Source organism: Streptomyces sp. NPDC048436, assembly GCF_043200355.1.
In the GTDB taxonomy this organism is placed as follows: domain Bacteria; phylum Actinomycetota; class Actinomycetes; order Streptomycetales; family Streptomycetaceae; genus Streptomyces.
Map to the genome: position 1 here is coordinate 437,953 of NZ_JBICXP010000005.1, position 26,122 is coordinate 464,074.

Sequence of the window (26,122 nt, forward strand, 5' to 3'; positions counted from 1 at the left end):
ATGAACGAAGGCGAGACGTTGGAGCGGCTGGTCCAGGAGCTTGTGGACGCCATAGGGGAGGCCGAGGTCGTCATGGGCGAGGCCATGGACGTGGCCCGCGCGGTGGCGGCGGACCGCCCGGCCGACACCGCGACGGACGGAGTCACTTCCGGGTCATGAGCCCGCCGCGGATGAGCGGCGTGAACCGCTCCTCCACGAACCGGTTCAGGAGCCAGGCCAGCAGCAGCATCGCCGCGATGGTCAGCCCGAAGGTCGCGTACGACGGGAGGCCGAGCCCCCGGTGCAGCGCCCCCACCGCAACCCAGCCCAAGTGCTCGTGCACCAGGTAGAACGGGTACGTCAGCGCTCCCGCCACCGAAAGCCAGCGCCAGTCGACGCGGTGCAGGGCGCCCAGCGCGATCAGCAGGACCGCCGCGAAGCCCGCCGTCACGACGGCGATGATGCCGAACGACGTGCGGTAGGAGAAGAAGTCCGGGTTCGGCGCGTGCCACAGGCGCGAGACGGCGTAGTGCTGGCCGATCAGCCAGCTCACCCCCACGATGCCCCAGGCCGTGAGGTCCTTGCGGTCGCGGTGGACGAGGTAGATGCCGATGCCGCCGATGAAGAAGGGCGCGTACTCGGGCATCAGGACCAGGTCGAGCAGCGGCTCGTTCGCGCCCTCCGCGATCACCGCGGCCAGGGTCCAGACCGCGCAGAACAGGATCACGCGGGCCCTGTTGGCGCCCGGCATGACGACGCAGAGCGCGAACAGGGCGTAGAAGCGCAGCTCGGCCCAGAGCGTCCAGCAGACCCCGAGCACCCGGTCCACGCCGAGCGGTTGCTGGAGCATGGTCAGGTTCACCAGGGCGTCGCTCGGCGAGACCGCCTCGTACGCGACGACGGGCAGCGCGAAGACCGCGGTCACCAGGATGATCGCCGCCCAGTACGAGGGCAGGAGCCGCGAGGCGCGTGAGGCGAAGAACGCGCGCAGCGGACGGCCCCAGCCGCTCATGCAGATCACGAAGCCGGAGATGACGAAGAAGATCTGCACACCGAGGCAGCCGTAGGCGAACCAGTTGTGCGCGGTGGGGAACTGGACCTGCGGCGAACTGCCCCAGGCCTCGCTGATCTCGCCGTCACGGCCGCCGTAGTGGTAGGCCGCGACCATCAGGGCCGCGACGAGCCGCAGCCCGTCAAGGGCTCGGAGCCGTGGTCGCGCACGCCTGGCGACCGCCGGGGCCGCGGGCGCAGGGATCGTGCGCGCGAGGGCGTCCGCCGTGTCTCGCCCCGGGGAGTTCTTCGGGAGCGTCGTTCCGGGAGTGGTCATCCGAGTGCGGTCCGCTTGATGGTGCGCTTGACCGAGCGGGCACGGCGCGCGACCCGGCGTACGGCCGCGTTGCGCGGGATGAACGAGAGCTGCGAGGGCAGCGCTCCGGGCAGGGCGAGTGCCGTGAGGCGGCGCCGTTTGAAGTAGCGCCAGGTGTGCGGGGTGAGGTGCGTCGAGAGATACCGCTCGGCGGCCACGCGCCGGCGCGGGTAGATCTGCGGCTGCATCGCGAAGCCGACGGCGACGAGCAGCTCGCCCAGGTCGTCCGTGGGCATGCCGGGCTGTCGTCCGGTGACCGCGCTCTTGTCCGCGAGGTCGGGCAGCAGCGCGTCCACGATCGTCACCGGGACGCGGTTGCTGTTCTGGTAGGGCGCGAGGCGCTCCAGGAGGGTCTCCGTGCCGGTGCGGGCGACCGGCAGGTTGTACAGCGCGGACGCGGTGAGCAGCGCGGTCGAGAAGCAGCCGATGACCAGGGCGGGGCGCATCCGCTGGTACAGGACCTCGGCGAGGACCGGCGATTCGAGGACGGTCAGCTCGACGCCGATCGCCACGGCCTCCTTCTCCAACAAGCGCGACCAGCGGGCGGGCGCGGTCGGGTGCGGCTTGAACACCACGCGGGTGTGGCCGAGCGCGGCGGCCCCGCGCACCATGCGCACGTGCAGCTCTTCCTCTTCCTCGGCGGTGAGGATGCCGAGGGCGGAGAGGTACTGGCCGAGGAGAAGGGCGGGTTCGTGCAGGTCGGGCAGCTCGTCCTCACCTTCGGCGAGGCGGTCGAGCACCTTCACGAACGCCTCGGTCGGCACGATCTGAGGCTCGACGCCGAACTCGGTCAGGAGCATCGGGGTCAGGCCCGGCACCAGGTCCAGGTGGAGGAGGCGGCGCACCCGCGTGCCGACCAGCGGGTCGATCTTGTTGCGGGTCGGGCCGTAGCTCATCAGGCCGTCCGCGTAGACGTCCACGGGCGCGCCCGTGAAGATCTGCGCGAGCGCGAGCGCGGGGTTGACCTGGATGGACTCGACGGCCAGCTCGATGTCGTCGTCACCGAGGTCCCACAGGAGCCGGATGTACCGCTCCCACATCGGGATGTCGTCCGCGCGGGGCGCCCAACCCCCGGGGTGGAAGGGGGAGATGGCCTCGTTCCAGGAACGTACGTCGTCGAAGCGGTCGCGAAGAGACGCGAAACCCGGCATCTCGTCCACGGAGACGGTCGTCTCCGGAGTCGCCGCGTTGTTGCTGACCAGGAGCAGCCGCCGGTCGGCGGGGCCGAAGCAGTCGGCGTCGATCGCGGCGGCGAGCGTCGCCGTGCCGTACAGCGTGGACGCGAGGAAGATCTGCGTCGTCGCCATTACGCGGCCACCTCCGCCGACACCGGGCGCCGGCGCAGACGGCGCAGGCGCGTGGCCCGCTGTATGTCCATGGAGTCGAGGGCGTCGTCGAGAACGCCCTGCGGCATCCGCTTCAGGGCGGCCGCACTCAGTGACTTCAATTTCCGCGCCACTTGTGGCTCGAACCTTTCGATGGATCCCAGATGGTGGGAAATGATCGCGCAGTAAGTACGGACTGCCTTCGGCAGGAGTTTGTCCGCGTCGCGGTCCTCGGCTGTTTCCCGGACCACCTGGTCGAATGCCCGGATGAAATCGAGCTGTCGTACGTCACCGATCTGGGTCAGTGACGAGGCGACCCCGCGCCGGTAGAACACGCCGAGCAGACCCACCGCGGCGAAGGACTGGGCCTCGCGGTGCAGGCGCCAGATCCACGGCCGGTCCTCCGCGGTGCGAAGCCCGTCCGTGAAATGGAGCAGGCCCTGGTCGGCGAGGCGCCGGTGGTAGATGCCCGCCCAGGCGTAGGCGTAGTCGACGGACGTCGAGCGGTCGGCGGGCAGGATGACGTCACGCGGGGCCATGACGACACCGCGTCTGCCGTGCGGGACACGGTGGATGGTGCGGGCCCGCGCGGTGCACTGCACATGGTCGGTACGGACAAAGTCGCAGCCCAACTCCTCGATGGCAGCGACGAGTTGGCCGTAGTAACCGGGGGCGAGCCAGTCGTCACCGTCCAGGAAGGTGAGGTACTCGCCGCGTGCCGCGTCAAGGCCTGTGTTGCGGGCGGTCGCCAGACCGCCGTTCGTCTCATGACGGAGATGGACGGCACCGGGCAGCTCGCGCGCGGCACGCTCCAGGATTTCTGGAGTCTCGTCCTTCGAACAGTCGTCGACGAGAATGAATTCGAAGTCGTCGCGCGCGTTCGCTCGCAGACTCTTCAAGGTGTCGGGCGCGTATTGCTGCACGTTGTAGAACGGCACGATGACGGAGAGCTTAACCACGTGGGTGACGTTAGGTGTCGGCCCGGCATTCGTCTTGGCCGAAGGTGAGATGCCAGGTGAACGAAGCGTGGCGGAATGGTTAACCGGCCTGCCGGCCGACCGTTTACCGGGCTGATTCGCCATTCGTCGGCGCGCTGTTAACCGTTTGTTGCACCTGAGTTGGGCCGCCAATCTCAATGCCTTCCTAGCGTCCTTCCTGTGCCAGTAAGCAACAGCGGGACGACACGGATCACCGTGCTCGCCGACTCCGACACCCGGTGGAAATGGGGTGCGCTCACCGCGAGCCGCCTCGCCGGTGAGGGCTCCATGGACGAGCCGGGATCACCCCTCCACCTGGACGGACGCCTCCTCCGAGGACGGGCCACGCCCACCGTCCGCCAGCTCGAAGAGGTCGGTGTGCGCGCGGACTCCCTCCGCGAGGTCACGGCCGTCGAGTTCCTGCGCGAGGTGGAGCGCGAAGCACCCGACGTGATCGTGCTCGCCCTGGTGGGCGGCGCGGTCCAGGCGGTGCTGCACGGGCTCGCCAGGATCGCGGGCGCCTCGGGTGAACGGCCCGTCGTCGTCACCGGTTATGTCGGCGTCGTCTACGAGAAGCTCGCCGACGGACTGCTCCTGAGGCACGGCGCGGACGTCGTCCTCGCCAACTCCCGCCAGGACGCGGAGCGTTTCCGCGCCGTGTACGAGGGAGTGGGCGCCGACGCCTCGGGCGTCGTGGAGAGCGCGCTGCCCTTCCTCGGCGGGGCCGCCTATCTCGAAAAGGGCCAGCGGCACGACCCCTACACCGTCGTCTTCGCCGCGCAGCCCTCCGTACCGGACAGCCGCGCCCACCGCACGTACCTCCTGCGCCGCATGGTCCAGCACGCACGGATGCACCCGGACCGCGAGGTCCTGATCAAGCTGCGCAGCAAGCCCGGCGAGCACACCACGCACATCGAGGAACTGCCCTACCAGAAGCTCGCCAAGGGCGAGGACCTGCCGCCCAACTGCCGTCTCGTGTACGGGAACATGGGCGAGGTCCTCGACCGCACCGATCTGCTCGTCACGGTCAGCTCCACCGCCGCGCTCGAATCCCTGCACCGCCGTATCCCCACCGCGGTCCTCACCGACCTCGGGGTGCGCGAGGCGCTCGGCAACCACCACTTCGTCGGCTCCGGATGCCTGGCGTCCTGGGACGAGATCGACGCGGGGCACAGCCCCGAGGCCGCTCCGGAGTGGGTCGTACGGCAGGGCGTCGCGCCCGACGGGACGTACGAGACGGCCTTCGACGCGGCACGTGAACGCGTCGCGAGCCTGCTCGCGCAAGGCCAACTGCCGCCCATCGCCCCGTACTACAGCCTCACCACCGCCCCCGGATACCTTCCCGGCATCCTGGCCCGCCACCACCTCGGCCCGGACGGCGCCCCGCTGCCCGGCGCACCCGCCGCGGACCGCGAGCCGGGGCCCGTGCGCCAGGCCGTCCGCAGCGCGGCACGCGGCGCCTACCGGCACGGGGTGCAGCGCGTGGCCCCCGTCATCCGGCGGATGGGCGAGCTGTGAACCGCGGGCGAGCTGTGAACCGCGGGCGAGCTGTGAACCGTCGGCGAGCTGAGATCCCCCACCCCTCTCAAGGAGTTCCTATGTCCCACTCCGCCCCAGGGAGCGCGCCCGTACGCCGTGTCCTCGCCGTCATCCCGGCCCGCGGCGGCTCCAAGGGCGTGCCCGCCAAGAACCTCGCCCCGGTCGGCGGCGTGCCCCTGGTGGCGCGCGCCATCCGCGAGTGCCTGGCCGCGCGGCTCGTCACGGACGTCGTGGTCTCCACGGACGACCACGTGATCGCCGAGGCCGCCCGCTCGGCCGGCGCCGAGGTCGTCCTGCGGCCCGCGGCGATCGCGGGGGACACCGCGACAAGCGAGGCGGCGGTGCTGCACGCGATGGACGCGCACGAGGCGCTGCACGGCAGGGCCGTGGACGTGGTCCTGCTCGTGCAGTGCACCAGCCCCTTCATAGTCCGCGAGGACGTCGACGGCGTGGTCGGTTCGATCGTGGACGGCGGCGCGGACACGGCACTGACCGTGGCGCCCTTCCACGGCTTCGTGTGGCGCGACGCCGACGACGAGCCCGCGGCCCTTGACGCGCGCCGCACCGGCGAGGTCGGCGGCACCACGAAGCTCGCCACGGCCACCGCCACAGACGGCGGTTACGGCGTCAACCACGACAAGTCCTTCCGCCCGCGACGCCAGGACCGCCCCCAGGACCTCCTGGAGACGGGCGCGGTCTACGCCATGGACGTGGCCGGCTTCCGCGAGCACAAGCACCGTTTCTTCGGGCGCACCGAGCTGGTCCGCACGGACCCCGCGCGCGTCCTGGAGATCGACGACCCGCACGACCTCGCCCGGGCACGGGCGCTCGCGCCGCTCTTCGACGGCGGCCGGGGCGACGCCCTGCCGACCCGCGAGGACATCGACGCGGTCGTACTCGACTTCGACGGCACCCAGACAGACGACAGGGTGCTGATCGACTCCGAAGGACGGGAGTTCGTCTCCGTGCACCGCGGGGACGGCCTCGGCATCGCGGCCCTGCGGGACTCGGGCCTGCCGCTGCTGATCCTGTCCACGGAACAGAACCCGGTCGTCGCCGCCCGGGCCAGGAAGCTCAAGATCCCGGTCCTGCACGGCATCGACCGCAAGGACCTCGCACTCAAGCAGTGGTGCGAGGAGCAGGGCATCGCTCCCGAGCGCGTGCTCTACGTCGGCAACGACGTCAACGACCTGCCGTGCTTCGGCCTCGTCGGCTGGCCCGTGGCGGTCGCGAGCGCCCACGACGTCGTACGCGGCGCCGCACGCGCGGTCACCGCTCTCCCCGGTGGTGACGGCGCGATCCGAGAGATCGCCGCATGGATCCTCGGCCCCTCCCTCAACAAGTAAGGAACGTTCCTGTCATGAGCTCTACGATCTCCAACTCCCGTCTGCGCACCTTCGGTTCGAAGACCGCCGGACCCGGCCGGCCCGTCTACATCACCGGCGAGATCGGCATCAACCACAACGGCGAGCTCGACAACGCCCTCGCCCTGATCGACGTGGCCGCCGACGCCGGCTGCGACGCGGTCAAGTTCCAAAAGCGCACCCCGGAGATCTGCACCCCGCGCGACCAGTGGGACATCGAGCGCGACACCCCCTGGGGCCGCATGACGTACATCGACTACCGCCACCGCGTGGAGTTCGGCGAGTCCGAGTACCAGGCCATCGGCGAGCACTGCAAGAAGCGCGGCATCGACTGGTTCGCGTCCCCGTGGGACACCGAGGCCGTCGCCTTCCTTGAGAAGTTCGACGTCCCCGCCCACAAGGTCGCCTCCGCGTCGCTGACGGACGACGAGCTGCTGCGCGCCCTGCGCGCCACGGGCCGCACGGTCATCCTCTCCACCGGCATGTCCACCCCGAAGCAGATCCGCCACGCGGTCGAGGTGCTGGGCTCCGACAACATCCTGATGTGCCACGCCACGTCGACGTACCCGGCGCAGGCGGAGGAGCTCAACCTCCGCGTCATCAACACCCTCCAGGCCGAGTACCCGAACGTCCCGATCGGCTACTCCGGCCACGAGACGGGCCTGCAGACCACGCTCGCCGCGGTCGCGCTCGGCGCCACCTTCGTGGAGCGCCACATCACCCTCGACCGCGCCATGTGGGGCTCGGACCAGGCCGCGTCGGTCGAGCCGCAGGGCCTGACCCGCCTGGTCCGCGACATCCGCACCATCGAGGCCTCCCTCGGTGACGGCGTCAAGAAGGTCTACGAGTCGGAGCTCGGCCCGATGAAGAAGCTGCGCCGCGTGGCGGGCGTCGTCGCCGAGGCGGACGCGGCCGAGGCGGCCGACCGCGAGCCGGTCGCGGTCTGAGCGGCGGGCTGACGCTCTTAACGGGTCCTCTCAGCGGAACCCCTCACAAGGACAGGACACGGACATACGACGATGAGTCCCCGACCCGGGCCGACGGCCCCCACCGCTGCGGCGCCCACCACCCTGGCGTTCGTCGAGAGCCCTGTGCAGCTCCTGAACGTCCTTGAGTGGGCGCACTCGGCGGGGGCGACCGGCCCGGCCGGGGGTCTCACCGTCGTCGTCCTCTCCCCGAACGACCCGATGACCCGTGGCCAGCTGCGCCGCATGGCCCAGCTGGCCCGCGACGAGGGCCTCACCGTCCGCTGGGAGGAGGCACGCGGCGGCGCGGCGGCTCCCTTCCACACGATCGGCGGCCTGCGGGCCGCGCTGCGCAAGGCGGACCGGATCGTCATAGGCGACCCGTTCTCACGCTACGTACAGCTCCTCCTGACGATCACCCGGGCACGCACCCTGGTGGTCGTCGACGACGGCACCGCCACCATGGAGTTCATCTCCCAGCTCGCCTCGGGCGAACGCCTGGTGCGCTGGCACCGCCGCGGCGGCCGTCCCGGCGTACGGGACCTCGCCTTCGCCCCCGTATCGGCCTCCGCGCGCCGCCGCCTGACCCCCGGCTCCAAGCGCACCGTGGAGGTCTTCTCCTCGATGCCGATCGACTCGGCCCCCGACGGCGTCCGCGTCACCCCCAACACCTTCGACTGGACCCGCTCCCGCTTCGGCCCGCCGCGCGTGGCCAAGGGGGCGGATCTGGTCGGCACGTCGCTGGTGGAGACGGGCGTGGTGGACCTGGACCGCTACGTGGAAGCGGTCCGTTCGCTGTCCCGCGCGCACGGCGCCACCCGCTACTTCGCGCACCGCCGCGAGAGCTCCGAGAAACTGCACCGCCTGGCCGTCGAGACGGGCCTCCAGGTGGTCCGCCCCGACCTCCCCCTGGAGCTGATAGCCCGCCGGGGCCCCATCGGCCGCACGATCCTGAGCTTCCCCTCGACGGTCGTCCACACCCTGCCGCTCGCCCTGGCGGGCACGGAGGTCCGCGTCTCGGTCTGCGACATCGACCCGGCCTGGCTGACGGAGACGGCGTCCCCACGGGCCCAGGGCTTCCTCTCGGGCGTCACGGGAACGGCCCGGGACGTGCACCGCCTGACGTCGGTGGCTGCCCCGACACAGGGGGTCTCGGCTACGGCGTGACGCCCGCCTTGATCGCTGCGATGAGGGTGGCGAGTTGGGGGCGGGTGGTGGTGAGGATTTCCTGGGGGGTGTCGCTTTCCCGGAGGTGGATGGTGTTTTGGGGGCCGGGGGCTATGTATACGCAGGAGGAACCTTCCTCGCTGTAGGTGGACTTCTGCCAGTTCAGCGTCGAGCTCGGCTCGGTCATGGGCGTGCCTTTCACAGGTCCTGGGCGATGCGGTGGATGAGCTCGCGGGACGCGGCAGGTTCCAGGGAGACCTTCTCCATGCGGTCCAGTACGAGTCGGTACTTTTCCAACTGACCAACAGTGTCGATGAGTTCGCTCCCGTGTGCAGTATCGAGCTGGACGGTGTCGAGCGTCGTGACGGGACCGTAGGCGTAGTCGACCCCGTGCCCGGTGGTGGGGAACGACGTGCCCCCGAAGGGGATGACGCGAAGCGTCAGAGCGGGTCGGCGGCTGACCTCGGTGAGGTGGTCGAGCTGGCCGCGTGCCACATCCCGGCCGCCGAACTGCATCCGCAGCGCGGCTTCGTGGACGATCGCGGTATACGGGAGCGGCGTCTCCCGATGCAGTACGGCCTGCCGCTTGATGCGGTGAGAGATGCGGTACTCGATCTCGTGCGGCCGCAGGGCGGGAACGACTTCACGGAAGAGCGCGCGGGCGTGCTCGGGGGTCTGGAGAAGTCCTGGGATGTTGATCACCTGCGCCACGCGCAGCGCGGTGGCGTACTGCTCCATCTCCGAGAGGTCCAGGAGGCGGGCGGGGAGCGTGTTCCGGTACTCCTCCCACCAGCCGCGTGTGCGGTCGGCGGCCATTTCGGCGAGTGAGTCGACAAGGGGCTGGTCGGCACAGTCGTAGATCTGGGCCAGCGTATGTACGCGGTCGGCGCTGACCCCGAATCGATTGGCCTCGATATTGCTGACCTGGGCCTGGGTGGTGCCCAGTGCGCGCGCGGCCTCGACGGCGGTCATGCCCGCGCGCTCGCGCATCCGGCGCAGCTCGACGCCGATGCGGAGGCGGCGGGCTGACGGGGCAGTCCTGGGTGCCATGTCCTCGCTCCGTTTCGTACTTCTGACGGGGTCGTCACCCACACGAGGGCAATTGCTGAAGGTTTTGCTGAGTAATGCAAAACCTTCAGTCCCCACAGTCTACGGTTTGACCAAGCCGCCCAACTGGCCCTGCCGGTAAGCCGGAAGCGCATCGCCCGGTCACTCGCGACATGCCACCGCCCGGCACGGCTCCGAAGGGCGAACCGACCCAGCCGCACAGGAGGCGCCCATGGTCACCGTCACCGTATCCCCGCCCACGAGCCCCAACTGGCCCGCACCCGAGGCCTGGTCCTACGCCCTCCACTTGCCCCACGACCCCCGCGCCCCGCGCATCGCGCGGCAGACGTTGCGGGCGGTGCTGTCCGGGTACGGCCTCGGGGAGCTGGCGGACACCTCTGAAATCCTGACCTCCGAGCTGGTGACGAACGCCTACCGGCATACGGAAGGTCCCGCCGCGCTACGCCTCTGGGGGCTGCCGGGCGGACGCGGCGTACGGGTCGGCGTATGGGACACGGACCCGCACATTCCACCCCCTTTCGCCGGCCCACCCACAGGCTTGCCGCCCCTCGCCGAGGGAGCCGAAGGCGGCCGGGGGCTGCGTCTGGTGGCGGAGTGGGCGACGGCGTGGGGTGGGTTCCCGCTGGGCGATGACTTGTTCGGCCAGCGGGGGAAGGTGCTGTGGGTCGAGTGTCATCGCCCGGGGTTGCCGGGGCGGGGCACGGGGGTGCGCTGCACCGGCGGTTGAATGGGCGCCGGGGCCGCCCGGTTGTCCCGAGGCTGGCGGCTCCGGGCCGGGAGTAAAGGGCGCTCCTGCGTCGCGTCGGCTGCGCCGATGCCCCTTCGGGCCACCCTTGACACCCGTCCCTCCACCGCGCGAGGGAAGACGACCGGACGGCCCGAGGGGCGGGACTCTCGACCACTGCCGTCGGGACATCGGGTCTCACTGTCGGGTGCGGACTGGTTCGTCGAGGTGGCCGGAGGGGTGGAAGGGTGCGCGGTCGCTTCGGGGGTGGGTCCCGGTTTCGTCAAGCGACTGCGGACTGGTTCGTCGAGGTGGCCGCCAGGGGGAGGGGGGAGCGCGGGCGGCCTGGGGACGGCTGCCGGTCTCGTCAGGCGACTGTCGGCCGGACGCAAGGGGTGCAGTAACTTGCGGCCGACATGTGGCGGCTGGCCCTGAGCTGGGTGTCCGGTACCTAATTTCGAGAAGGCGCATTACGCAACGCGTGCGCCCCCCTTCTGCCAGAACGCAACTTCGCCAAAGTAGGTGCGCTGCCCCTGGATGCACAAAAGTCCGCCGCCCCCGCCACCCACACGGCGTGTCGTGGAACTTTCCTGCAAACGGGCTCAAACCTTACCCGTGACGCCCACTCCAGAAGATCCGGTCCGCAGTCGCTTGACGAAACCGGGGCCCTCCCCGAAGCGACCGCGCACCCCTCCACCCCTCCGGCTACCCCCGACGAACCAGTCCGCAGTCGGCACGCAACCGATCGAGGTGGCGGCCCCGGTACCAATTCAGCCGCCGGCCCAGCAAAGCCTCCGCCACCCGCCCCCGCCCCGTGTGACCAGCTCCTTATCTCCTCAAAAGCCGGAGAGTTTACCCACCCCGACCAGCAGCCATGCGCCACGCAGTCAATTTTTCTTACCCTATCGGGCTGAACTTTTGTTGATCGTGGGTTAGTTGGCACCCGCGTCGCCCTACCCTTGAGAGGGTGAACCAACTGATGTCACGAGAGTTCGAGCGAGAGTCCGGGTCAGGGTCCGGGCCGGGGTCCGACGCAGGGTCCGGATCGGCATCCGAGGCGGATCAGCCCGGCGAAGCACCCGGGGCGGTGGCCGCTTCGGCACTGCCCGGCGCGCTCCCGGACGCCCTGCGCTCCGAACTCGTCGCCTTCCGGCGCGACTTGCACATGCACCCCGAGCTGGGCAACCAGGAGTTCCGTACGACCGCGGCCCTCAAGGCCCGCCTCGAACAGGCAGGTCTGGAACCCCGCGTACTGGACATCGGCACGGGGCTTATTTGTGACATCGGCACCGGGCAAGGGGACGCGGGGCGCCCCATGCTCGCCCTGCGCGCCGACATCGACGCGCTGCCCATCCCGGACACCAAGCTCGGCGTCCCCTACCGCTCGACCGTGGCCGACCGCGCCCACGCCTGCGGCCACGACGTGCACACCACCGTGGTCCTCGGGGCCGGTCTCGTCCTCGCCGAGCTCGCCGCCAAGGGTCAACTGCCGCAGCCCGTACGGCTGATCTTCCAGCCCGCGGAGGAGGTCCTGCCGGGCGGTGCGCCCGACGCCATCGAGTCGGGTGTGCTCGACGGCGTGGGCCGCATCATCGGCGTGCACTGCGACCCCCGCGTCGACGCGGGCCGCATCGGGCTGCGGCAGGGCGCCATCACCTCCGCCTGCGACCGGCTCGAAGTCTCGCTCGACGGGGCAGGGGGCCACACCGCGCGGCCCCACCTCACCACCGACCTCGTGACCGCGGCGGCCAAGGTCGTCACCGAGGTCCCGGCCCTGGTCGCGCGCCGCATCGACGCCCGCTCCGGCCTCTCGGTCACCTGGGGACGCATCGAATCCGGGCACGCCTGCAACGTCATCCCGCAGCACGCCGAGCTGTCCGGGACCGTCCGCTGCCTGGACCTCGGAGCCTGGCGGAAGGCGCCCGACCTGGTGCACGGCGCGATCCAGGAGATCGCCGATCTCTACCGCGCCAAGCCCGTGGTGAACTACATCCGCGGTGTCCCGCCCGTGGTCAACGACCCCGCGGTGACGGACCTGTTGCGCGAGTCCATGGAGCTGCGGTTCGGACCGCACTCCGTCGAGGACACCGAACAGAGCCTGGGCGGCGAGGACTTCTCCTGGTATCTGGAGCATGTGCCGGGCGCCATGGCCCGCCTGGGCGTCCGTACGCCCGGTGAGCGCACAGTCCGCGACCTCCACCAGGGCGACTTCGACGCCGACGAGTCGGCGATCACGGTGGGCGTCGAACTCTTCACCGCTGCCGCGCTGCTCGACGGCGCACAGTAGGTGACGGCGCACAGTAGGTAAAGGCCGGTATCGGCCGGTTACGACGGACCCGTTCACCCGGACGTAACCGGCCCTCGGCACGAATAGGTAACGGCAGCGCGAAACCCCGTTCCCCTCCCTTTCTACGCGCGTTACTGTGCGCCGAAATCAGTGCCGTCAACGGTGCTTTGGGGAACGTAAGGGGTGCGTCCTATGCGTCTTCGTCGTGGAACTCGCGGAACTCGCGGATCGAGGCTTTCCCAAGTGGCCGTGGTGGTGGCGTCCCTCGCCCTCGCGGCCTCGGCGTGCGGCAAGACCAGCAACGAGGCATCGCAGGACGAGGGCAAGGACGACAAGTCCTCGGGGTCCTCGAAGTACAACGGCAAGGGCATAGGCCTCGCGTACGACATCGGCGGCAAGGGCGACCAGTCCTTCAACGACGCCGCGTACTCCGGTTACGAAAGGGCGCGCAAGGACTTCAAGGTCGGCGGCGTCGACATGGAGCCGGGCGACGGCGAGTCCAGCGCCGACAAGGTGCAGCGCCTGGAACAGCTGGCGCGGCAGGGCTACAACCCCGTGGTCGGCGTCGGCTTCGTCTACGCCCCCGCGGTGAAGGAAGCCGCCAAGAAGTTCCCGAAGACCACCTTCGGGATCATCGACGACAGCACCGTGAAGGCGGACAACGTCGCCGACCTGGTCTTCCACGAGGAGCAGGGCTCGTATCTGGCCGGTGTGGCCGCCGCCAAGGCGACCAAGGCCGACCACGTCGGATTCATCGGCGGCGTCGACATCAACCTCATCCACAAATTCGAGGCCGGCTTCGTGCAGGGCGTGAAGTCCGTCGACCCGAAGATCAAGATCGAGAAGCGCTATCTGACCGAGAAGCCCGAAGAGGGAGGCTTCTCCAGCCCCGACAAGGGCCAGAACGCGGCGAGCGGTCAGATCGAGGCGGGCGCCGACGTGATCTACCACGCGGCGGGGCTCTCCGGGCAGGGCGTGATCCAGGAGGCCGGTTCGCAGAAGGTGTGGGCGATCGGCGTCGACTCCGACCAGTACAAGCAGAAGGCCCTTGCCAAGTACAAGGACTACATCCTCGGCTCGGCCTTCAAGGACGTCGGCGGCGCGGTCTACGACCTGACGAAGTCGGTCGTCCAGGGCAAGCCGATGAAGGGCGAGCAGCGCTACGACCTGAAGTCGGAGCGGGTCGGCTTCTCCGACTCCAACCCGAAGTACACGGCGATGAAGGACGTGGTCGCCGCCGTGGAGAAGGCCAAGAAGGACATCATCGACGGCAAGGTGACGGTCGAGACCGTTCCGTAGCCGGACCGTACGAAGCCCTGGGGCGCCCCGCTGTGTGCGGGGCGCCCCACGCTGCGTACACGCTCCCGACACCCCGCGGCCACAGCTCGATAACGGACGGGACAGAAGGGTTCTTATGTCAGGTCTACGCGCGTTACGCTGCGGCGAAATCAGCGCCAGGTGAGGCGCTCGTACGTGCTTGTGCTTGCTTGTACATAAGGAGTTCCTCTCTATGCGCCGGGTTTCCAAAATCGCCGCCGCGGGCATCGCGACCGCCGCTCTCGCCTTCTCCGCCACCGCTTGCGGCGGCACGTCCAGCGACGCCGCCGGCTCCAAGAGCGACGGCAAGGGCAAGGGCGTCGCCATCGCGTACGACGTCGGCGGCAAGGGCGACCAGTCCTTCAACGACGCCGCGACCGCCGGTATGGACAAGGCCGCCAAGGACCTGAAGATCGGCAAGAAGGCCGTCGAGCCGACGGACGGCGAGTCCGACGCCGACAAGGCCCAGCGCCTCACCGAGCTCGCCAAGCAGGGCTACAACCCTGTGATCGGCATCGGCTACGCCTACGCCCCCGCCGTGAAGGAGGTCGCCGCGAAGTTCCCGAAGGTGACCTTCGGCATCGTCGACGACGCCACCATCAACGCGGACAACGTCTCGGACCTGGTCTTCAACGAGGAGCAGTCCTCGTATCTGGCGGGCGTCGCCGCGGCCAAGGCCACCAAGAAGAAGAGCGTCGGCTTCATCGGCGGCGTGAACAACAACCTGATCCGCAAGTTCGAGGCGGGCTTCGTCCAGGGCGTCCAGGCCACCGACAAGTCGGTCAAGATCAAGCGCCAGATGCTCACCGAGAAGGCCGAGGACGGCGGCTTCTCCAGCCCGGACAAGGGCAAGGAAGGCGCCAGCGGCCAGATCGAGGGTGGCGCCGACGTGATCTATCACGCGGCGGGTCTCTCGGGTCAGGGTGTCATCGAGGCGGCTGCCGCGAAGAAGGTCTGGGCGATCGGCGTCGACTCCGACCAGTACAAGCAGAAGGCGCTTGCCAAGTACAAGAAGTACATCCTGACCTCGGCGACCAAGGACGTCGCCGGAGCGGTGTACAACCTGACGAAGTCGGTCCAGGATGGCAACGCCAAGGGCGGCGTGGTCCGTGCGGACCTGGCCTCCGGCGGCGTCGCGCTCGCCGACTCGAACCCCGAGTTCAAGGCGATGAAGGACCTGCAGGCCGAGCTGAAGAAGGCCAAGCAGGACATCATCAGCGGCAAGATCAAGGTCAAGACCACGCTGTAACAGCGAAGTCATCGCCGCGGAACGGGGTGTGGGGGACGATGGTTTCCCCCGCGCCCCGTTCGCGCGGCCGACTGCCCAACTCCCGTCGAACCAGGGGCGCTACGCGCGTAGGTGACCCCTTTCCTGAGGATTCCCGAGGAGAGTGCGCCATCGACGCGTCCACCACCCCCGACAAAGGCGGGACCACCGCCCAGGCCGTTGCCGTCGAACTCGACGGCATCACCAAGCGTTTCCCGGGCGTCGTGGCCAACCATGACATCCGCCTGAGTGTCCGCAAGGGCACCGTGCACGCCCTCGTGGGCGAGAACGGCGCGGGCAAGTCGACCCTGATGAAGATCCTCTACGGCATGCAGAAGCCGGACGAGGGCACCATCACCGTCGACGGCGAGCAGGTCACCTTCTCCAGCCCCGCCGACGCCATCGCGCGCGGCATCGGCATGGTGCACCAGCACTTCATGCTCGCCGACCAGCTCACGGTCCTGGAGAACATCGTCCTCGGCAGCGAGAAGCTGCACGGCATCGGCGGCGCGGCCCGCCGCGCGATCGCGGAGATATCCGAGCGCTACGGCCTCGGGGTGCGCCCCGACGCGATGGTCGAGGACCTCGGCGTCGCCGACCGGCAGCGCGTGGAGATCCTCAAGGTCCTCTACCGCGGCGCCACCACGCTGATCCTTGACGAGCCGACCGCGGTCCTCGTACCGCAGGAGGTCGACGCGCTCTTCGACAACCTGCGCGAGCTGAAGTCCGAGGGCCTGTCCGTCATCTTCATCTCCCACAAGCTGGGCGAAGTGCTCTCCGTCGCCGACGACATCACCGTCATCCGGCGCGGCACGACCGTCGGCACGGCCATCCCGTCCGAGACGACCCCCCGCCAGCTCGCCGAGCTGATGGTCGGCAGTGAGCTGCCGACGCCGGAGACCGCCGAGTCGACGGTCACCGACCGGCCGATGATCGAGGTCGAGGGGCTCAAGCTGCTCGCCGGAGGCGAGTCGGGCCGCGCCCTCCTGGACGACATCTCCTTCACCATCCACGAGGGTGAGGTGCTCGGCCTCGCGGGCGTCGAGGGCAACGGCCAGACCGAGCTGATCGACGCGCTCATCGGCCTCAAGCACGCCGACTCCGGTGTCATCCGCATGGTCGGCAAGGACATCACCGCGCTGCCCACGCGCCACCGCCGCGAGCAGGGCGTCGGCTACATCCCCGAGGACCGCCACCGCCACGGCCTCCTCCTGGAGTCGCCGCTGTGGGAGAACCGCATCCTCGGCCACGTCACCGAGAAGCCCAACTCCCGCGGCCCGGGCGGCTTCTGGCTCGACCCCAAGGGCGCCCAGGCCGACACCCGGCGCATCGTCGAGCAGTACGACGTGCGCACCCCGGGCATCGACGTGACGGCCGCGTCCCTCTCCGGCGGCAACCAGCAGAAGCTGATCGTCGGCCGCGAGATGAGCCACAAGCCCCGCTTCCTGATCGCCGCCCACCCCACCCGCGGTGTGGACGTCGGCGCGCAGGCCCAGATCTGGGACCAGATCCGCGAGGCACGGCGTGAGGGACTCGCCGTACTGCTGATCTCCGCGGACCTGGACGAGCTGATCGGCCTCTCCGACACCCTCCGCGTGATCTACCGCGGACGGCTCGTCGCGGACGCCGACCCGGCCACCATCACGCCGGAGGAGCTGGGTTCGGCCATGACCGGCGCCGCGTCCGGACACCTGGAACACGTCGAGTCCGCAGGCGGCTCCGAGGAGGACGAGACCCGATGAAGAAGTTCGACAAGGAGCGCGTGCTCCTCGCGGTGGCCGGACCGGTCATCGCCCTCATCGCGGCCGTGGCACTGACCTCGGTCGTGCTCATCGCGTCGGGCAAGAACCCGATCGAGCCGTACAGCCTGATGTTCGAGCAGGCCACCTTCTCCGACATCCAGGTCCTGATCATCAACCAGGCCGGCATGTACTACCTGGCCGCGCTCGCGGTCGCCGTCGGCTTCCGGATGAACCTCTTCAACATCGGAGTGGACGGCCAGTACCGCCTCGCCGCGATGGCCACCGCCGTCGTCGGCGCTCACGTGGCGCTCCCGGCCCCGCTCCAGATCCCGCTCCTGATCCTGGTCGCCATGCTCACCGGCGCCTTCTGGGCGGGCATCGCGGGCATCCTCAAGACCACCCGCGGGGTCAGCGAGGTCGTCGCGACGATCATGCTCAACGCCATCGCGACGAGCGTCATCGGCTATATGACCCTCACCGAGAACTTCGGCGTCCCGGTCGGCAACAACCAGACCACCGGCGAGATGAGCAAGTCCGGCTGGTTCCCCGGCATCAGCATGGGCGAGTCCGGCGAGATCTACGGCTTCGTGGTCATCGCCGCGCTCGCGGGCGTCCTGTACTGGCTGATCCTCAACCGCACCCGCTTCGGCTTCGACCTGCGCGCCACCGGCGCCTCCGAGTCGGCCGCCGCGGCCTCTGGTGTCAACGCCAAGCGCATGGTGCTCAGCGCGATGCTGATCTCCGGCGCGGTCGCGGGCCTCGCGGGCATGCCGATCCTGCTCGGCGACGTCCACACCTACAGCCTCAGCTTCCCCACCGGCCTCGGCTTCACCGGCATCACCATCGCCCTGCTCGGCCGCAACAACCCGGTCGGCATCGCCTTCGCCGCGCTGCTCATCGCCTTCCTCGACAAGGCGTCGCCCGCTCTCGACTACGCCACCCCGGTCGCGTACGACAAGGAGATCGCGGTGATCATGCAGGGCCTCATCGTGATCGCGGTCGTCGTCTCCTACGAGGCCGTACGCCGCTGGGGGCTCCGCCGCCAGCAGCAGCGCGTCGGCGAGGAACTGGCCGCGGCAGCCCGTGCCGGCGGCAACGGCAACAACGACACCGTGAAGGAGGTGGCTGCCCGATGAGCTCGGCAACCGTGACCAAGCCCCCGGCCAAGCAGCCCGCGCCGGGCCGCCGCCGCATCTCGCTCCCCGTCCTCCTGCTGATCATCGCGGGCGTCCTCGTACTGACGTCCGTGGTCCGGCTGATCACCGACGCGAACGGCATCACCTCCACCGGCCAGATGTCGACCGCTCTGCGGCTCGCCGTGCCGATCGGCCTCGCGGGCCTCGGCGGCCTGTGGGCCGAGCGCGCGGGCGTGGTCAACATCGGCCTTGAGGGCATGCTCATCCTCGGCACCTGGTTCGGCGCGTTCGCCGGATACCAGTGGGGCCCGTGGGTCGGCATCCTCTTCGGCATCCTGGGCGGCGCGCTCGGCGGTCTGCTGCACGCGATCGTCACGGTGACCTTCAACGTCAACCACATCGTCTCCGGTGTGGCCCTGAACATCCTCGCCCTGGGCGCCACCCGCTACCTCTCCACCTTCGCCTTCGAGGGCAAGGAGGGCGGTACGTCGAAGCAGTCACCGCCGGTGGACTCCCTTGGCAGCTTCTCCGTACCGGGGCTCTCCGACTGGCTCCAAGATCTCAACGAGAAGCACTGGTTCCTCGTCTCGGACGTCGCGGGCCTGCTCGGCGGCCTGTTCACGGAGCTCTCGCCGCTCACGGTCATCGCCGTCGCGATGGTGCCGCTGAGCTGGTGGGTCCTGTGGCGCACGTCGTTCGGTCTGCGCCTGCGCTCCTGCGGCGAGAACCCGGTCGCGGCGGAGTCCCTCGGCGTCAACGTCTACAAGTACAAGTACCTCGCGGTGATCATCTCCGGTGGTCTCGCGGGTCTGGGCGGCGCGTTCCTGTCCCTGGTCGCCTCCAACATCTACCTGGAGGGCCAGACCGGCGGGCGCGGCTACATCGGCCTCGCCGCGATGATCTTCGGCAACTGGATGCCGGGCGGACTCGCGCTGGGCGCCGGCCTGTTCGGTTACACCGACAGCCTGAAGCTCCGGGGCGGCGGAACGAACGTCCACGCACTGCTGCTGCTCCTGGCGATCCTGCTGGTCATCGGCGCGGCGTACTTCGTATGGCGCAAGCGTTACGTGCCCGCGGCGATCACCGCGGCCGTCTCGGCGCTGATGTTCGCGTGGTACGGCTTGACCGACGAGGTGCCCAACCAGGTCGTCACGGCGACGCCGTACGTCGTCACGCTGCTCGTGCTCTCGCTCTCCGCCCAGCGGCTGCGGATGCCGAAGGCGGACGGCCAGCCCTACCGAAAGGGACAAGGAACGTGACCGAGACCGACTGGGACGCGCTGCGGGATGCTGCGCGCGAGGCCATGTCCCGTGCGTACGCGCCCTACTCGGGCTTCCCGGTCGGTGCCGCGGCCCTCGTGGACGATGGCCGCACGGTGTCGGGCTGCAACGTCGAGAACGCCTCGTACGGCCTTGGCCTGTGCGCCGAGTGCGGCTTGGTCTCGCAGCTCCAGCTCACCGGCGGGGGCCGCCTCACGCACTTCACCTGCGTGGACGGCAAGGGCGAGATCCTGATGCCGTGCGGCCGCTGCCGCCAGCTCCTGTACGAGTTCGGCGGCGCGACGCTCCTCCTGGACACGGCTTCGGGCATCCGCTCACTGGCGGACATGCTGCCGGACGCGTTCGGCCCGGAGCACTTGAACTGACCGTCGGCTCCTGCCCGTTGTCGCACGACGGGCAGGAGCATCTTCATCTCACGGCTCTATGCGCGTAGAGTTTCGTGATCACCGTTTTAGGCGCGAAGAGGGGTTATGCCATGGACGTCATCTCCGTCATCCGTACGAAGCGGGACCGAGGCGAGCTGAGCGACGCTCAGATCGACTGGGTCATCGACGCGTATACCCGCGGCGAGGTCGCCGACGAGCAGATGTCGGCGCTTGCCATGGCGATCCTGCTGAACGGCATGAACCGCGGCGAGATCGCCCGCTGGACGGCCGCGATGATCGCGAGCGGCGAGCGCATGGACTTCTCGTCCCTGTCCCGCCCCACCGCCGACAAGCACTCCACGGGCGGCGTCGGCGACAAGATCACGCTGCCGCTCGCCCCGCTGGTCGCCGCGTGCGGCGCGGCGGTCCCGCAGCTGTCGGGCCGGGGCCTCGGCCACACCGGCGGCACCCTGGACAAGCTGGAGTCGATCCCGGGCTGGCGCGCGCTCCTCTCCAACGAGGAGATGCTCTCGGTCCTGGACGGCGCGGGCTCGGTCATCTGCGCGGCGGGCGACGGCCTGGCCCCCGCGGACAAGAAGCTGTACGCGCTGCGGGACGTGACGGGCACGGTGGAGGCGATCCCCCTGATCGCTTCGTCGATCATGTCGAAGAAGATCGCGGAAGGCACGGGCTCCCTGGTCCTGGACGTGAAGGTGGGCACCGGCGCCTTCATGAAGACCTTGGAGGACGCCCGCGAACTGGCTTCCACGATGGTCGGCTTGGGCACGGACCACGGCGTACGCACGGTGGCCCTGCTCACGGACATGTCCACGCCGCTGGGCCTGACGGCGGGCAACGCGCTCGAGGTCCGCGAGTCGGTCGAGGTCCTCGCGGGCGGCGGCCCGGCGGACGTCGTCGAACTCACCCTCGCCCTGGCGCGCGAGATGCTGGACGCGGCGGGCCTGAAGGACGTCGACCCGGCGAAGGCGCTGGCCGACGGCTCGGCGATGGATGTCTGGCGTCGGATGATCTCCGCCCAGGGCGGCGACCCGGACGCGAAGCTGCCGGTGGCACGCGAGACGCACGTGGTGAAGGCGCCGTCGTCCGGCGTCCTGACCCGCCTCGACGCGTACGACGTCGGCGTGGCCGCGTGGCGGCTCGGCGCCGGGCGTGCGCGCAAGGAGGACGTGGTGCAGGCGGGAGCGGGCGTCGAACTCCACGCGAAGCCGGGCGCTCAGGTCCGCGCGGGGGAGCCGCTGATGACCCTGCACACGGACACTCCGGAGCGCTTCGACTACGCCCTGGAGGCGGTAGCGGGCTCCTTCGACATCGCTGCCGAGGGCACGGAGTTCACGGCAACGCCGATCGTCCTGGACCGCATCGCGTAGCCCGAAGCCTCGCGCACCGCAAGCACCGGCTCCGCCGAGTTCGCCCTCAATCGCCGGGCGGGCTGAAATTCAGCCCGCCCGGCGTTTGAGGGCTTCCTGTTGCCTGCCTTAGCGGGTGCCGATCACGTCATCGGGTGTTGGTCCCGCCCCGAGCGTCACGGCGTGTTCGGGGCATGCGTAGAGGGTGGTTCCGGGGCCGCTGTTGCTCTGTATGTAGCGGACGGGGATCGGGGCGCGGGTGAGGGTCTTGCACTCGACGCAGAGCGCGACGTGACCCGCAATGACGACGGGGAACAGATCTTCTGCGGTCATACGGCCGCCCCCGCAGCGGCGAACGCGGACCGGGGGAACGGGGCCCCCTCGTATGTGTATGGGTAGTCCACGCCGAGCGCCGCGAGAGCTGCCGCGCGTCGCCGTTCATGAATCAGGCGAAGTTCCATCGCAAATCCGGCTTGTTGCCGGAAGATCGCGGCGGCTTCCTCTTTGGTGGGCCCGGTGAACGGGCGGGACCACGGGTTGACCGGTGAGGGGGCGGGGACGGGCCGCTCGGCGAAGAATGCGGCGGAGTGGCGTCCGGGTCGGCGGGGAGCAAGGACCGAAAAGGTCCATGCGAGGGCTCGGGCGATACGATCACGCATAGTCGTTCAGCTCCTGTAAAGCTGTTCGGCGGAGCCCCGGCGGACCGGTCCTAAGCGGTCTGTCGGGGCGTTTTCATGCCTGACGTTAGAGCAACCGGTATAGCCCCGTCTAGGGCGGTCCAGTCCGGTACAGCAATGACCGGTTGTCTACGCTTCACGTCATGGCAGCGCTCGAAATTGATCACCAGGCACCGGAGCCCCCGTACCGGCAGATCGCTGCCGATCTGACGGGCCAGATCGAGCGGGGAGAACTCGCCGCCGATCGCCCCATCCCCTCGGAGAAAGCACTCACGGACCGATACGGCGTCGCCCGGAACACGGTCCGGTCCGCGATTTCCGTACTCAGGGAAAACGGGCTCGTCTACACCGTGCCGAACCGGGGAACCTACGTGCGCGACCCCAGCGCTTCCGACAACGCATAGCCCCGCCCGAACGCCACGGGAGCAGCGCACGTGGCGAGTTGAAGCTCGCCGAGCGGTGTGCTGACAGATGCCCTTCGCAGTGCCTCGTCCCTATGGCGGAGCGCGCGTGGTGGCGTCGCCGGTGATGACGACGCCCCGGTCTGGCGAAGCGCTATCGGGCGTTCAGCGCGCGCCTGGCTGAGCTGATGGCGTTGTGGGCGTCGGCCCCGTACACCGCTGACTCCCGGAGGGTATTCCAGACCTTCGAGTACAAGGTGATGTTGTCGGCGTCGTCCAACCACATTTCGGCGTGCCAGTCCTCCGCAACAACCAGGCGGTCGTCAAGGACCCAGAAGCCGTTGGCGGGCACGATCTTCACCGGCGCCGTGAACGGGATGACGCCCAGTTCCACCGTGTCCATGCCGATCATGCCGGCGAGGCGGTCGAGCTGGGCGGCCAGCACGGAGGGAGGGCAGATCAGCGAACGCAACGCGGCTTCCCACATCAGGACGTGCAGCTTGCGGCCGGGCCGGTACAGCCACTCCTGTCGCCGCACCCTGGAGCGCACCGCGTCCTCAATATCGCTGGCCCCGCCCAGCAGCTCCGAATAGCGCTGGATGACGTGGCGCGCGTACTCGGGGGTCTGCATCAACCCGGGAATCACCGACTCTTCCCAGATCCACATTTCCGAGGTGCGGTCGATCTCGGCACTCAGTCCCTCATGCAGCGGCTTGAAGCCGTTCGCCAGGGTTCTTCGCCATGACCTGATGTGGAACTCGAACCCAGCCAGCTGGGCGGCCAGCTCGGGGTACACGCCCGGCTGCTCGGTCGCGTCGGCCCACGCCCGAAGGTCCTCGGGGGTAGCCGTCTGCCGGCCGTTCTCCAGCTTGCTGACCTTGGAACCTTGCCAGCCAAGCCGCTGTGCCAGCTGCTGACCGGTGAGCCGACCACCGGGGCACGAGAAGCGCAGTTCGCGCAGGCGTGCGCCCAGCGCCAGCCGTGCGTGCTGATAGTCGGTGCTCACAGGGCGCGCGCTATTCGGCCGTGGCCACCTGCGCGGCGAACTGGTCGAACGGAACAGCGTGGTGCATCGCCGCGTCACGCACGATGGCGTATCGCACGACCTCCGCCGGTTCCGTGATCAGTTCGAAGCTGAGCAGGTTGTCTTGGTCGTCGAAGTGCAGCAGGGCCACGATGCGCGAGTCGAAGATCCAGAAGTCTTCGGCAGGAAGAGCCACCCGGTCGGCGTCCTCGCGCCACAGGTAGCGGATGTCCTCGCCGACAGCCGCGTTGTGGCGGGCGTAGTCGAGCAGGAACAGTTGCCCGGTGGTGGGCGGGTTTGTCGGCGATGCGGACACGGCCGACCGTCTTGCCTGCGTCCGTTTGCGCCTTGATGTTGACGAACCAGGGCTCGTTGGGGTCGCAGGGCGACGAGCCGGTGGCCAGGAACGCCTGGAAGTCGGGGTCCTGTCAGTCGGACGCGTAACCGCGCCGCGTCTCCAGTCGCCAAGCGGTGTGCTCGAAGGTCTCGAAGAGACGCCGGAAGGTGGCCCGGTCGACCAGTTCCGGCACCCGCTCCATTTCCTTCGGCCCCAGTTGACGAGCAATTCGCGCGGGACTGCCACCGCTGCCTCGTCCGGCCCGAAGTGCTGGAGCTGGGCAAGGTCTCCGGGATCGGTCACGGGCGTGCCCTGAACGATGATCTCGCCGGTGCCCTCGTCCGTGTGCAGCGCGGGGCAACCGTCGACCTTGCTGTCTGTCCCGGTGAAGCGCAACTGACGAGTCATGGACGCTCTCCCTTCCAGGGGTCTTGATCCAACAGCATGGCCGGGGCCCCGGCGCGGCACTACAGGGTCGGGCGGGGCCCAGAAGAAAACTCCAGCAATCCGTGTCGCCAGTCGAGAAAATTCGAGAAAACAGCATACCGCCGGACAACTGCCCGCTCCTAGCGTGCCGTTCATGGCAACCAAGGAACAGCAGGGCGTCGACCCCTCTGCGGCGATGGAGTCCCTGAGAACAGCGCTGTACGAAGTAGGGATCGTCCTCCCTTCGCTCAGAGTGGACCCGGCGTCCCCGGCTCTGAACCTCGTTGAGCTGGGGCGCGTGCGCGCCGACGTGGCCATCGGCCTAGCGGAAGCACTTCAGCGAGGGGGCCGTGGATGACGCGGAACGAGAACCCTCCGACGATGTTGAGCCACGGCAAGCTGCCCTATCCGGTGGGAACCCTGGTCGAGGACACCGTCTCGGAGCGCACGGGCCACTTGGTGGGCGTGATCGAGGAGCGCACCAAAGAGGGCCAGAAGTTGGTCAGCCGTCAGGCGTTCATGCGTCCCGAGGGAGGCGGCCTGGAATGGGACGTACCCCTGGAGCGCGTGAAGCCCGTCGAGGGACAGGAGTAATGACGGCGCCCAAGGCCCCAGCACCAGCCCCCGCAGGGCGAGGACCCGCTACCGATGAATTCCCGGCCCCCGGGCAGTCTCCCCCCACATGGAAGCCATCGAGCCCGCAGCCCTGACCCTCACCGGCACCCTCGACCGAGAGGCCACGCGCCGCCTCTGCGAGGAGGCCAGGACACTGCTGCGCGCCACCGGCGCCGACGTCCTCGTATGCGACGTGGCGGACCTGGGGCCACCCGTCCTCGCAGCCATAGACGCCCTGGCCCGCCTCCAACTCACCGCCCGCCGCGCGGGCGGCCGGATCCGGCTGCGGGACCCGGCCCCGCACTTGACCGAACTACTGCACCTCGTCGGGCTTTCCTTCGAGGTTGAGGTGGAGCGGGAGGCCGAACAGCGGGAACCAGCGGGGCGTGTCCAGGAAGCAGTGGAAGCCCGCGATCCGCCCCTCTGAGATCTCGATGACCTGAACCGCCCACGGCGTGAACCCGCCCTTCTCGGGGTCGGGCTTGTAGTGGGCGAAGCCCGGCGTGCCGTTGACCTCGACCGGCACCAGACGGCTGTCGGCGCAGGACGCGCCCATCGTCGACATGAAGCCGGTGATGTCGGCCGTGCCCCGCAGCCACAGGTCGAACGGGGGCATCGTCATGATGGCGTCTTCGTGCAGCAGTGCCGTGAGCGCCGCCATGTCATAGCCCTCGAACGCCGCCACGTACCGCTCGAGGAGCTTCTGCTGCTCCTCGTCGAGTGGGTCGGACGTGGCGGTGTCGTCGCCAGGCCCCTCGGCCAGCGTCGCCCGCGCCCGCTGCAACGCGCTGTTGACGGAGGCCACCGAGGTGTCGAGGAGCTCGGCCGCCTCGCTGGCCTTCCAGGCGAGGACCTCGCGCAGGATAAGCACCGCCCGCTGCTTGGGCGGCAGTTGCTGGAGAGCGGCGACGAAGGCGAGCCGCACGGACTCCTTGGCGACCGCGGCCTCGGCGGGGTCGCTGATGGACGGCAGCACACGCGCGTCCGGCATCGGCTCCAGCCATACGTTGTCGGGCCGTGGCGTGAGCGCGGCCTGGGCCAGCGGGGCCGCGGCCGTCAGGTCCATCGGGCGGGCGCGGCGGTTGCCCGCGTTCAGCATGTCCAGGCAGACGTTCGTCGCGATGCGGTAGAGCCACGACCGCAGGCTGGAGCGGCCCTCGAACTTGTCGTGGCTCCGCCAGGCGCGGACCATCGTGTCCTGCACCGCGTCCTCGGCCTCGAAGGCGGAGCCCAGCATGCGATAGCAGTACCCGGTCAGCTCGACCCGGTGCTTCTCCAACGTGACGTCAAGATCCGACGTCGTACCTGCGATGTCACTCATACCGACCCACCCCTGCGGCTGCCCCGAAAGTCCCGGCACATCGGAAGCTACCGCAGCCCACTGACAACGGCCCCCGGAGTGCGAAA

Annotated in this window: 26 protein-coding genes and 1 pseudogene; 18 read left to right on the plus strand and 9 right to left on the minus strand. The window is 69.4% G+C overall.

From position 1 onward, the window contains the following. Positions 1 to 159 carry a hypothetical protein gene (locus tag ACGFX9_RS20530; RefSeq protein WP_393473515.1) on the plus strand — a complete coding sequence of 53 codons (159 nt, stop codon included), beginning with the start codon at positions 1 to 3 and terminating at the stop codon, positions 157 to 159. Here ACGFX9_RS20530 and ACGFX9_RS20535 read toward each other — a convergent pair. Genes ACGFX9_RS20535 through ACGFX9_RS20545 form a run of 3 tightly spaced genes read right to left on the minus strand, consistent with a single transcriptional unit; the run spans position 143 to position 3,629 of the window. Beyond that, positions 143 to 1,306, minus strand: coding sequence for an acyltransferase family protein (locus ACGFX9_RS20535; RefSeq protein ID WP_393473518.1), 1,164 nt, complete (start codon positions 1,304 to 1,306; stop codon positions 143 to 145). The two genes, ACGFX9_RS20530 and ACGFX9_RS20535, sit on opposite strands and share 17 nt — an antisense overlap. Next, positions 1,303 to 2,652: an alpha-2,8-polysialyltransferase family protein gene (locus ACGFX9_RS20540; RefSeq protein ID WP_393473521.1), complete on the minus strand. Its 1,350-nt coding sequence runs from the start codon at positions 2,650 to 2,652 to the stop codon at positions 1,303 to 1,305. Before ACGFX9_RS20540 ends, ACGFX9_RS20535 begins: the two co-directional genes overlap by 4 nt. Continuing rightward, the gene (locus ACGFX9_RS20545) at positions 2,652 to 3,629 is read right to left on the minus strand and encodes a glycosyltransferase family 2 protein (RefSeq protein WP_393473524.1); all 978 of its coding nucleotides are present in this window, start codon (positions 3,627 to 3,629) and stop codon (positions 2,652 to 2,654) included. Before ACGFX9_RS20545 ends, ACGFX9_RS20540 begins: the two co-directional genes overlap by 1 nt. A 198-nt stretch (positions 3,630 to 3,827) precedes the next feature. Here ACGFX9_RS20545 and ACGFX9_RS20550 point away from each other — a divergent pair, with 198 nt between their 5' ends. The 4 genes from ACGFX9_RS20550 to ACGFX9_RS20565 all read left to right on the plus strand — a co-directional run bounded on the left by ACGFX9_RS20550 (position 3,828) and on the right by ACGFX9_RS20565 (position 8,682). After that, the gene (locus tag ACGFX9_RS20550; RefSeq protein ID WP_393473527.1) at positions 3,828 to 5,165 is read left to right on the plus strand and encodes a DUF6716 putative glycosyltransferase; all 1,338 of its coding nucleotides are present in this window, start codon (positions 3,828 to 3,830) and stop codon (positions 5,163 to 5,165) included. 80 nt (positions 5,166 to 5,245) lie between these two features. Continuing rightward, the gene (locus tag ACGFX9_RS20555) at positions 5,246 to 6,532 is read left to right on the plus strand and encodes a cytidylyltransferase domain-containing protein (RefSeq protein WP_393473529.1); all 1,287 of its coding nucleotides are present in this window, start codon (positions 5,246 to 5,248) and stop codon (positions 6,530 to 6,532) included. Between the two features lie 26 nt (positions 6,533 to 6,558). Then, positions 6,559 to 7,497, plus strand: coding sequence for an N-acetylneuraminate synthase family protein (locus tag ACGFX9_RS20560; protein WP_393474008.1), 939 nt, complete (start codon positions 6,559 to 6,561; stop codon positions 7,495 to 7,497). A gap of 72 nt (positions 7,498 to 7,569) precedes the next feature. Then, positions 7,570 to 8,682, plus strand: coding sequence for a hypothetical protein (locus ACGFX9_RS20565; protein ID WP_393473532.1), 1,113 nt, complete (start codon positions 7,570 to 7,572; stop codon positions 8,680 to 8,682). On the opposite strand, the gene ACGFX9_RS20570 is transcribed toward ACGFX9_RS20565, so the two are convergent. Both ACGFX9_RS20570 and ACGFX9_RS20575 read right to left on the minus strand, forming a co-directional pair. After that, complete coding sequence (locus ACGFX9_RS20570; protein WP_393473535.1) at positions 8,672 to 8,869, minus strand: DUF397 domain-containing protein; 198 nt, start codon at positions 8,867 to 8,869, stop codon at positions 8,672 to 8,674. The genes ACGFX9_RS20565 and ACGFX9_RS20570 overlap by 11 nt on opposite strands. Positions 8,870 to 8,880: 11 nt before the next feature. After that, positions 8,881 to 9,732: a helix-turn-helix domain-containing protein gene (locus ACGFX9_RS20575; RefSeq protein WP_393473538.1), complete on the minus strand. Its 852-nt coding sequence runs from the start codon at positions 9,730 to 9,732 to the stop codon at positions 8,881 to 8,883. Between the two features lie 229 nt (positions 9,733 to 9,961). On the opposite strand from ACGFX9_RS20575, the gene ACGFX9_RS20580 reads away from it, so the two are divergent. The 9 genes from ACGFX9_RS20580 to ACGFX9_RS20620 all read left to right on the plus strand — a co-directional run bounded on the left by ACGFX9_RS20580 (position 9,962) and on the right by ACGFX9_RS20620 (position 21,256). After that, positions 9,962 to 10,477, plus strand: coding sequence for an ATP-binding protein (locus ACGFX9_RS20580; protein ID WP_393473540.1), 516 nt, complete (start codon positions 9,962 to 9,964; stop codon positions 10,475 to 10,477). Between the two features lie 976 nt (positions 10,478 to 11,453). Next, complete coding sequence (locus ACGFX9_RS20585) at positions 11,454 to 12,761, plus strand: M20 family metallopeptidase (RefSeq protein WP_393473543.1); 1,308 nt, start codon at positions 11,454 to 11,456, stop codon at positions 12,759 to 12,761. Between the two features lie 192 nt (positions 12,762 to 12,953). Beyond that, entirely contained in the window at positions 12,954 to 14,060 is a 1,107-nt protein-coding gene (locus ACGFX9_RS20590) for a BMP family protein (RefSeq protein ID WP_393473546.1), read from the plus strand. 211 nt (positions 14,061 to 14,271) lie between these two features. Beyond that, positions 14,272 to 15,327 (plus strand): BMP family protein, encoded by a 1,056-nt coding sequence (locus tag ACGFX9_RS20595; protein WP_393473549.1) that lies wholly within the window; start codon positions 14,272 to 14,274, stop codon positions 15,325 to 15,327. 38 nt (positions 15,328 to 15,365) lie between these two features. After that, a complete protein-coding gene (locus tag ACGFX9_RS20600; RefSeq protein ID WP_393473552.1) occupies positions 15,366 to 17,087 on the plus strand; it encodes an ABC transporter ATP-binding protein in 1,722 nt (573 codons plus the stop codon). Beyond that, complete coding sequence (locus ACGFX9_RS20605; protein WP_393473554.1) at positions 17,084 to 18,223, plus strand: ABC transporter permease; 1,140 nt, start codon at positions 17,084 to 17,086, stop codon at positions 18,221 to 18,223. Before ACGFX9_RS20600 ends, ACGFX9_RS20605 begins: the two co-directional genes overlap by 4 nt. Next, the gene (locus ACGFX9_RS20610; RefSeq protein ID WP_393473557.1) at positions 18,220 to 19,482 is read left to right on the plus strand and encodes an ABC transporter permease; all 1,263 of its coding nucleotides are present in this window, start codon (positions 18,220 to 18,222) and stop codon (positions 19,480 to 19,482) included. Before ACGFX9_RS20605 ends, ACGFX9_RS20610 begins: the two co-directional genes overlap by 4 nt. Then, positions 19,479 to 19,868 carry a cytidine deaminase gene (locus tag ACGFX9_RS20615; RefSeq protein ID WP_393473560.1) on the plus strand — a complete coding sequence of 130 codons (390 nt, stop codon included), beginning with the start codon at positions 19,479 to 19,481 and terminating at the stop codon, positions 19,866 to 19,868. Before ACGFX9_RS20610 ends, ACGFX9_RS20615 begins: the two co-directional genes overlap by 4 nt. 110 nt (positions 19,869 to 19,978) lie before the next feature. After that, positions 19,979 to 21,256 (plus strand): thymidine phosphorylase, encoded by a 1,278-nt coding sequence (locus ACGFX9_RS20620; RefSeq protein WP_393473563.1) that lies wholly within the window; start codon positions 19,979 to 19,981, stop codon positions 21,254 to 21,256. Positions 21,257 to 21,364: 108 nt separating this feature from the next. Here the strand turns inward: ACGFX9_RS20620 and ACGFX9_RS20625 are convergent, their stop codons facing one another. Beyond that, complete coding sequence (locus ACGFX9_RS20625; protein ID WP_393473565.1) at positions 21,365 to 21,568, minus strand: hypothetical protein; 204 nt, start codon at positions 21,566 to 21,568, stop codon at positions 21,365 to 21,367. A gap of 487 nt (positions 21,569 to 22,055) precedes the next feature. Here ACGFX9_RS20625 and ACGFX9_RS20630 point away from each other — a divergent pair, with 487 nt between their 5' ends. Beyond that, positions 22,056 to 22,316, plus strand: coding sequence for a GntR family transcriptional regulator (locus tag ACGFX9_RS20630; RefSeq protein WP_393473568.1), 261 nt, complete (start codon positions 22,056 to 22,058; stop codon positions 22,314 to 22,316). A gap of 151 nt (positions 22,317 to 22,467) precedes the next feature. On the opposite strand, the gene ACGFX9_RS20635 is transcribed toward ACGFX9_RS20630, so the two are convergent. Next, positions 22,468 to 23,319, minus strand: coding sequence for a helix-turn-helix domain-containing protein (locus tag ACGFX9_RS20635; protein ID WP_393473570.1), 852 nt, complete (start codon positions 23,317 to 23,319; stop codon positions 22,468 to 22,470). Between the two features lie 10 nt (positions 23,320 to 23,329). Continuing rightward, positions 23,330 to 24,082 (minus strand): annotated as a pseudogene (locus tag ACGFX9_RS20640) (DUF6879 family protein). A gap of 172 nt (positions 24,083 to 24,254) precedes the next feature. On the opposite strand from ACGFX9_RS20640, the gene ACGFX9_RS20645 reads away from it, so the two are divergent. From ACGFX9_RS20645 to ACGFX9_RS20655, 3 genes are all read left to right on the plus strand, one after another. Continuing rightward, on the plus strand, positions 24,255 to 24,458 hold the full coding sequence (locus ACGFX9_RS20645) for a hypothetical protein (RefSeq protein ID WP_393473572.1): 204 nt from the start codon (positions 24,255 to 24,257) through the stop codon (positions 24,456 to 24,458). Then, on the plus strand, positions 24,455 to 24,694 hold the full coding sequence (locus ACGFX9_RS20650) for a hypothetical protein (protein ID WP_393473575.1): 240 nt from the start codon (positions 24,455 to 24,457) through the stop codon (positions 24,692 to 24,694). The genes ACGFX9_RS20645 and ACGFX9_RS20650 overlap by 4 nt, the downstream gene beginning before the upstream one ends. A gap of 88 nt (positions 24,695 to 24,782) precedes the next feature. Further along, the gene (locus ACGFX9_RS20655) at positions 24,783 to 25,142 is read left to right on the plus strand and encodes an STAS domain-containing protein (protein ID WP_393473577.1); all 360 of its coding nucleotides are present in this window, start codon (positions 24,783 to 24,785) and stop codon (positions 25,140 to 25,142) included. Here ACGFX9_RS20655 and ACGFX9_RS20660 read toward each other — a convergent pair. Continuing rightward, entirely contained in the window at positions 25,029 to 26,036 is a 1,008-nt protein-coding gene (locus ACGFX9_RS20660; protein WP_393473580.1) for a sigma-70 family RNA polymerase sigma factor, read from the minus strand. The two genes, ACGFX9_RS20655 and ACGFX9_RS20660, sit on opposite strands and share 114 nt — an antisense overlap. Positions 26,037 to 26,122 lie beyond the last annotated feature (86 nt).

What these genes read in the sequence shown, in the direction of transcription:
- ACGFX9_RS20530 (WP_393473515.1), top strand. Translation starts at nt 1, where the DNA reads ATGAACGAAGGCGAGACGTTGGAGCGGCTGGTCCAGGAGCTTGTGGAC.
- ACGFX9_RS20535 (WP_393473518.1), bottom strand. Translation starts at nt 1,306, where the DNA reads ATGACCACTCCCGGAACGACGCTCCCGAAGAACTCCCCGGGGCGAGAC.
- ACGFX9_RS20540 (WP_393473521.1), bottom strand. Translation starts at nt 2,652, where the DNA reads ATGGCGACGACGCAGATCTTCCTCGCGTCCACGCTGTACGGCACGGCG.
- ACGFX9_RS20555 (WP_393473529.1), top strand. Translation starts at nt 5,246, where the DNA reads ATGTCCCACTCCGCCCCAGGGAGCGCGCCCGTACGCCGTGTCCTCGCC.
- ACGFX9_RS20565 (WP_393473532.1), top strand. Translation starts at nt 7,570, where the DNA reads ATGAGTCCCCGACCCGGGCCGACGGCCCCCACCGCTGCGGCGCCCACC.
- ACGFX9_RS20570 (WP_393473535.1), bottom strand. Translation starts at nt 8,869, where the DNA reads ATGACCGAGCCGAGCTCGACGCTGAACTGGCAGAAGTCCACCTACAGC.
- ACGFX9_RS20575 (WP_393473538.1), bottom strand. Translation starts at nt 9,732, where the DNA reads ATGGCACCCAGGACTGCCCCGTCAGCCCGCCGCCTCCGCATCGGCGTC.
- ACGFX9_RS20580 (WP_393473540.1), top strand. Translation starts at nt 9,962, where the DNA reads ATGGTCACCGTCACCGTATCCCCGCCCACGAGCCCCAACTGGCCCGCA.
- ACGFX9_RS20585 (WP_393473543.1), top strand. Translation starts at nt 11,454, where the DNA reads ATGTCACGAGAGTTCGAGCGAGAGTCCGGGTCAGGGTCCGGGCCGGGG.
- ACGFX9_RS20590 (WP_393473546.1), top strand. Translation starts at nt 12,954, where the DNA reads ATGCGTCTTCGTCGTGGAACTCGCGGAACTCGCGGATCGAGGCTTTCC.
- ACGFX9_RS20595 (WP_393473549.1), top strand. Translation starts at nt 14,272, where the DNA reads ATGCGCCGGGTTTCCAAAATCGCCGCCGCGGGCATCGCGACCGCCGCT.
- ACGFX9_RS20600 (WP_393473552.1), top strand. Translation starts at nt 15,366, where the DNA reads ATGGTTTCCCCCGCGCCCCGTTCGCGCGGCCGACTGCCCAACTCCCGT.
- ACGFX9_RS20605 (WP_393473554.1), top strand. Translation starts at nt 17,084, where the DNA reads ATGAAGAAGTTCGACAAGGAGCGCGTGCTCCTCGCGGTGGCCGGACCG.
- ACGFX9_RS20610 (WP_393473557.1), top strand. Translation starts at nt 18,220, where the DNA reads ATGAGCTCGGCAACCGTGACCAAGCCCCCGGCCAAGCAGCCCGCGCCG.
- ACGFX9_RS20620 (WP_393473563.1), top strand. Translation starts at nt 19,979, where the DNA reads ATGGACGTCATCTCCGTCATCCGTACGAAGCGGGACCGAGGCGAGCTG.
- ACGFX9_RS20625 (WP_393473565.1), bottom strand. Translation starts at nt 21,568, where the DNA reads ATGACCGCAGAAGATCTGTTCCCCGTCGTCATTGCGGGTCACGTCGCG.
- ACGFX9_RS20630 (WP_393473568.1), top strand. Translation starts at nt 22,056, where the DNA reads ATGGCAGCGCTCGAAATTGATCACCAGGCACCGGAGCCCCCGTACCGG.
- ACGFX9_RS20645 (WP_393473572.1), top strand. Translation starts at nt 24,255, where the DNA reads ATGGCAACCAAGGAACAGCAGGGCGTCGACCCCTCTGCGGCGATGGAG.
- ACGFX9_RS20650 (WP_393473575.1), top strand. Translation starts at nt 24,455, where the DNA reads ATGACGCGGAACGAGAACCCTCCGACGATGTTGAGCCACGGCAAGCTG.
- ACGFX9_RS20655 (WP_393473577.1), top strand. Translation starts at nt 24,783, where the DNA reads ATGGAAGCCATCGAGCCCGCAGCCCTGACCCTCACCGGCACCCTCGAC.
- ACGFX9_RS20660 (WP_393473580.1), bottom strand. Translation starts at nt 26,036, where the DNA reads ATGAGTGACATCGCAGGTACGACGTCGGATCTTGACGTCACGTTGGAG.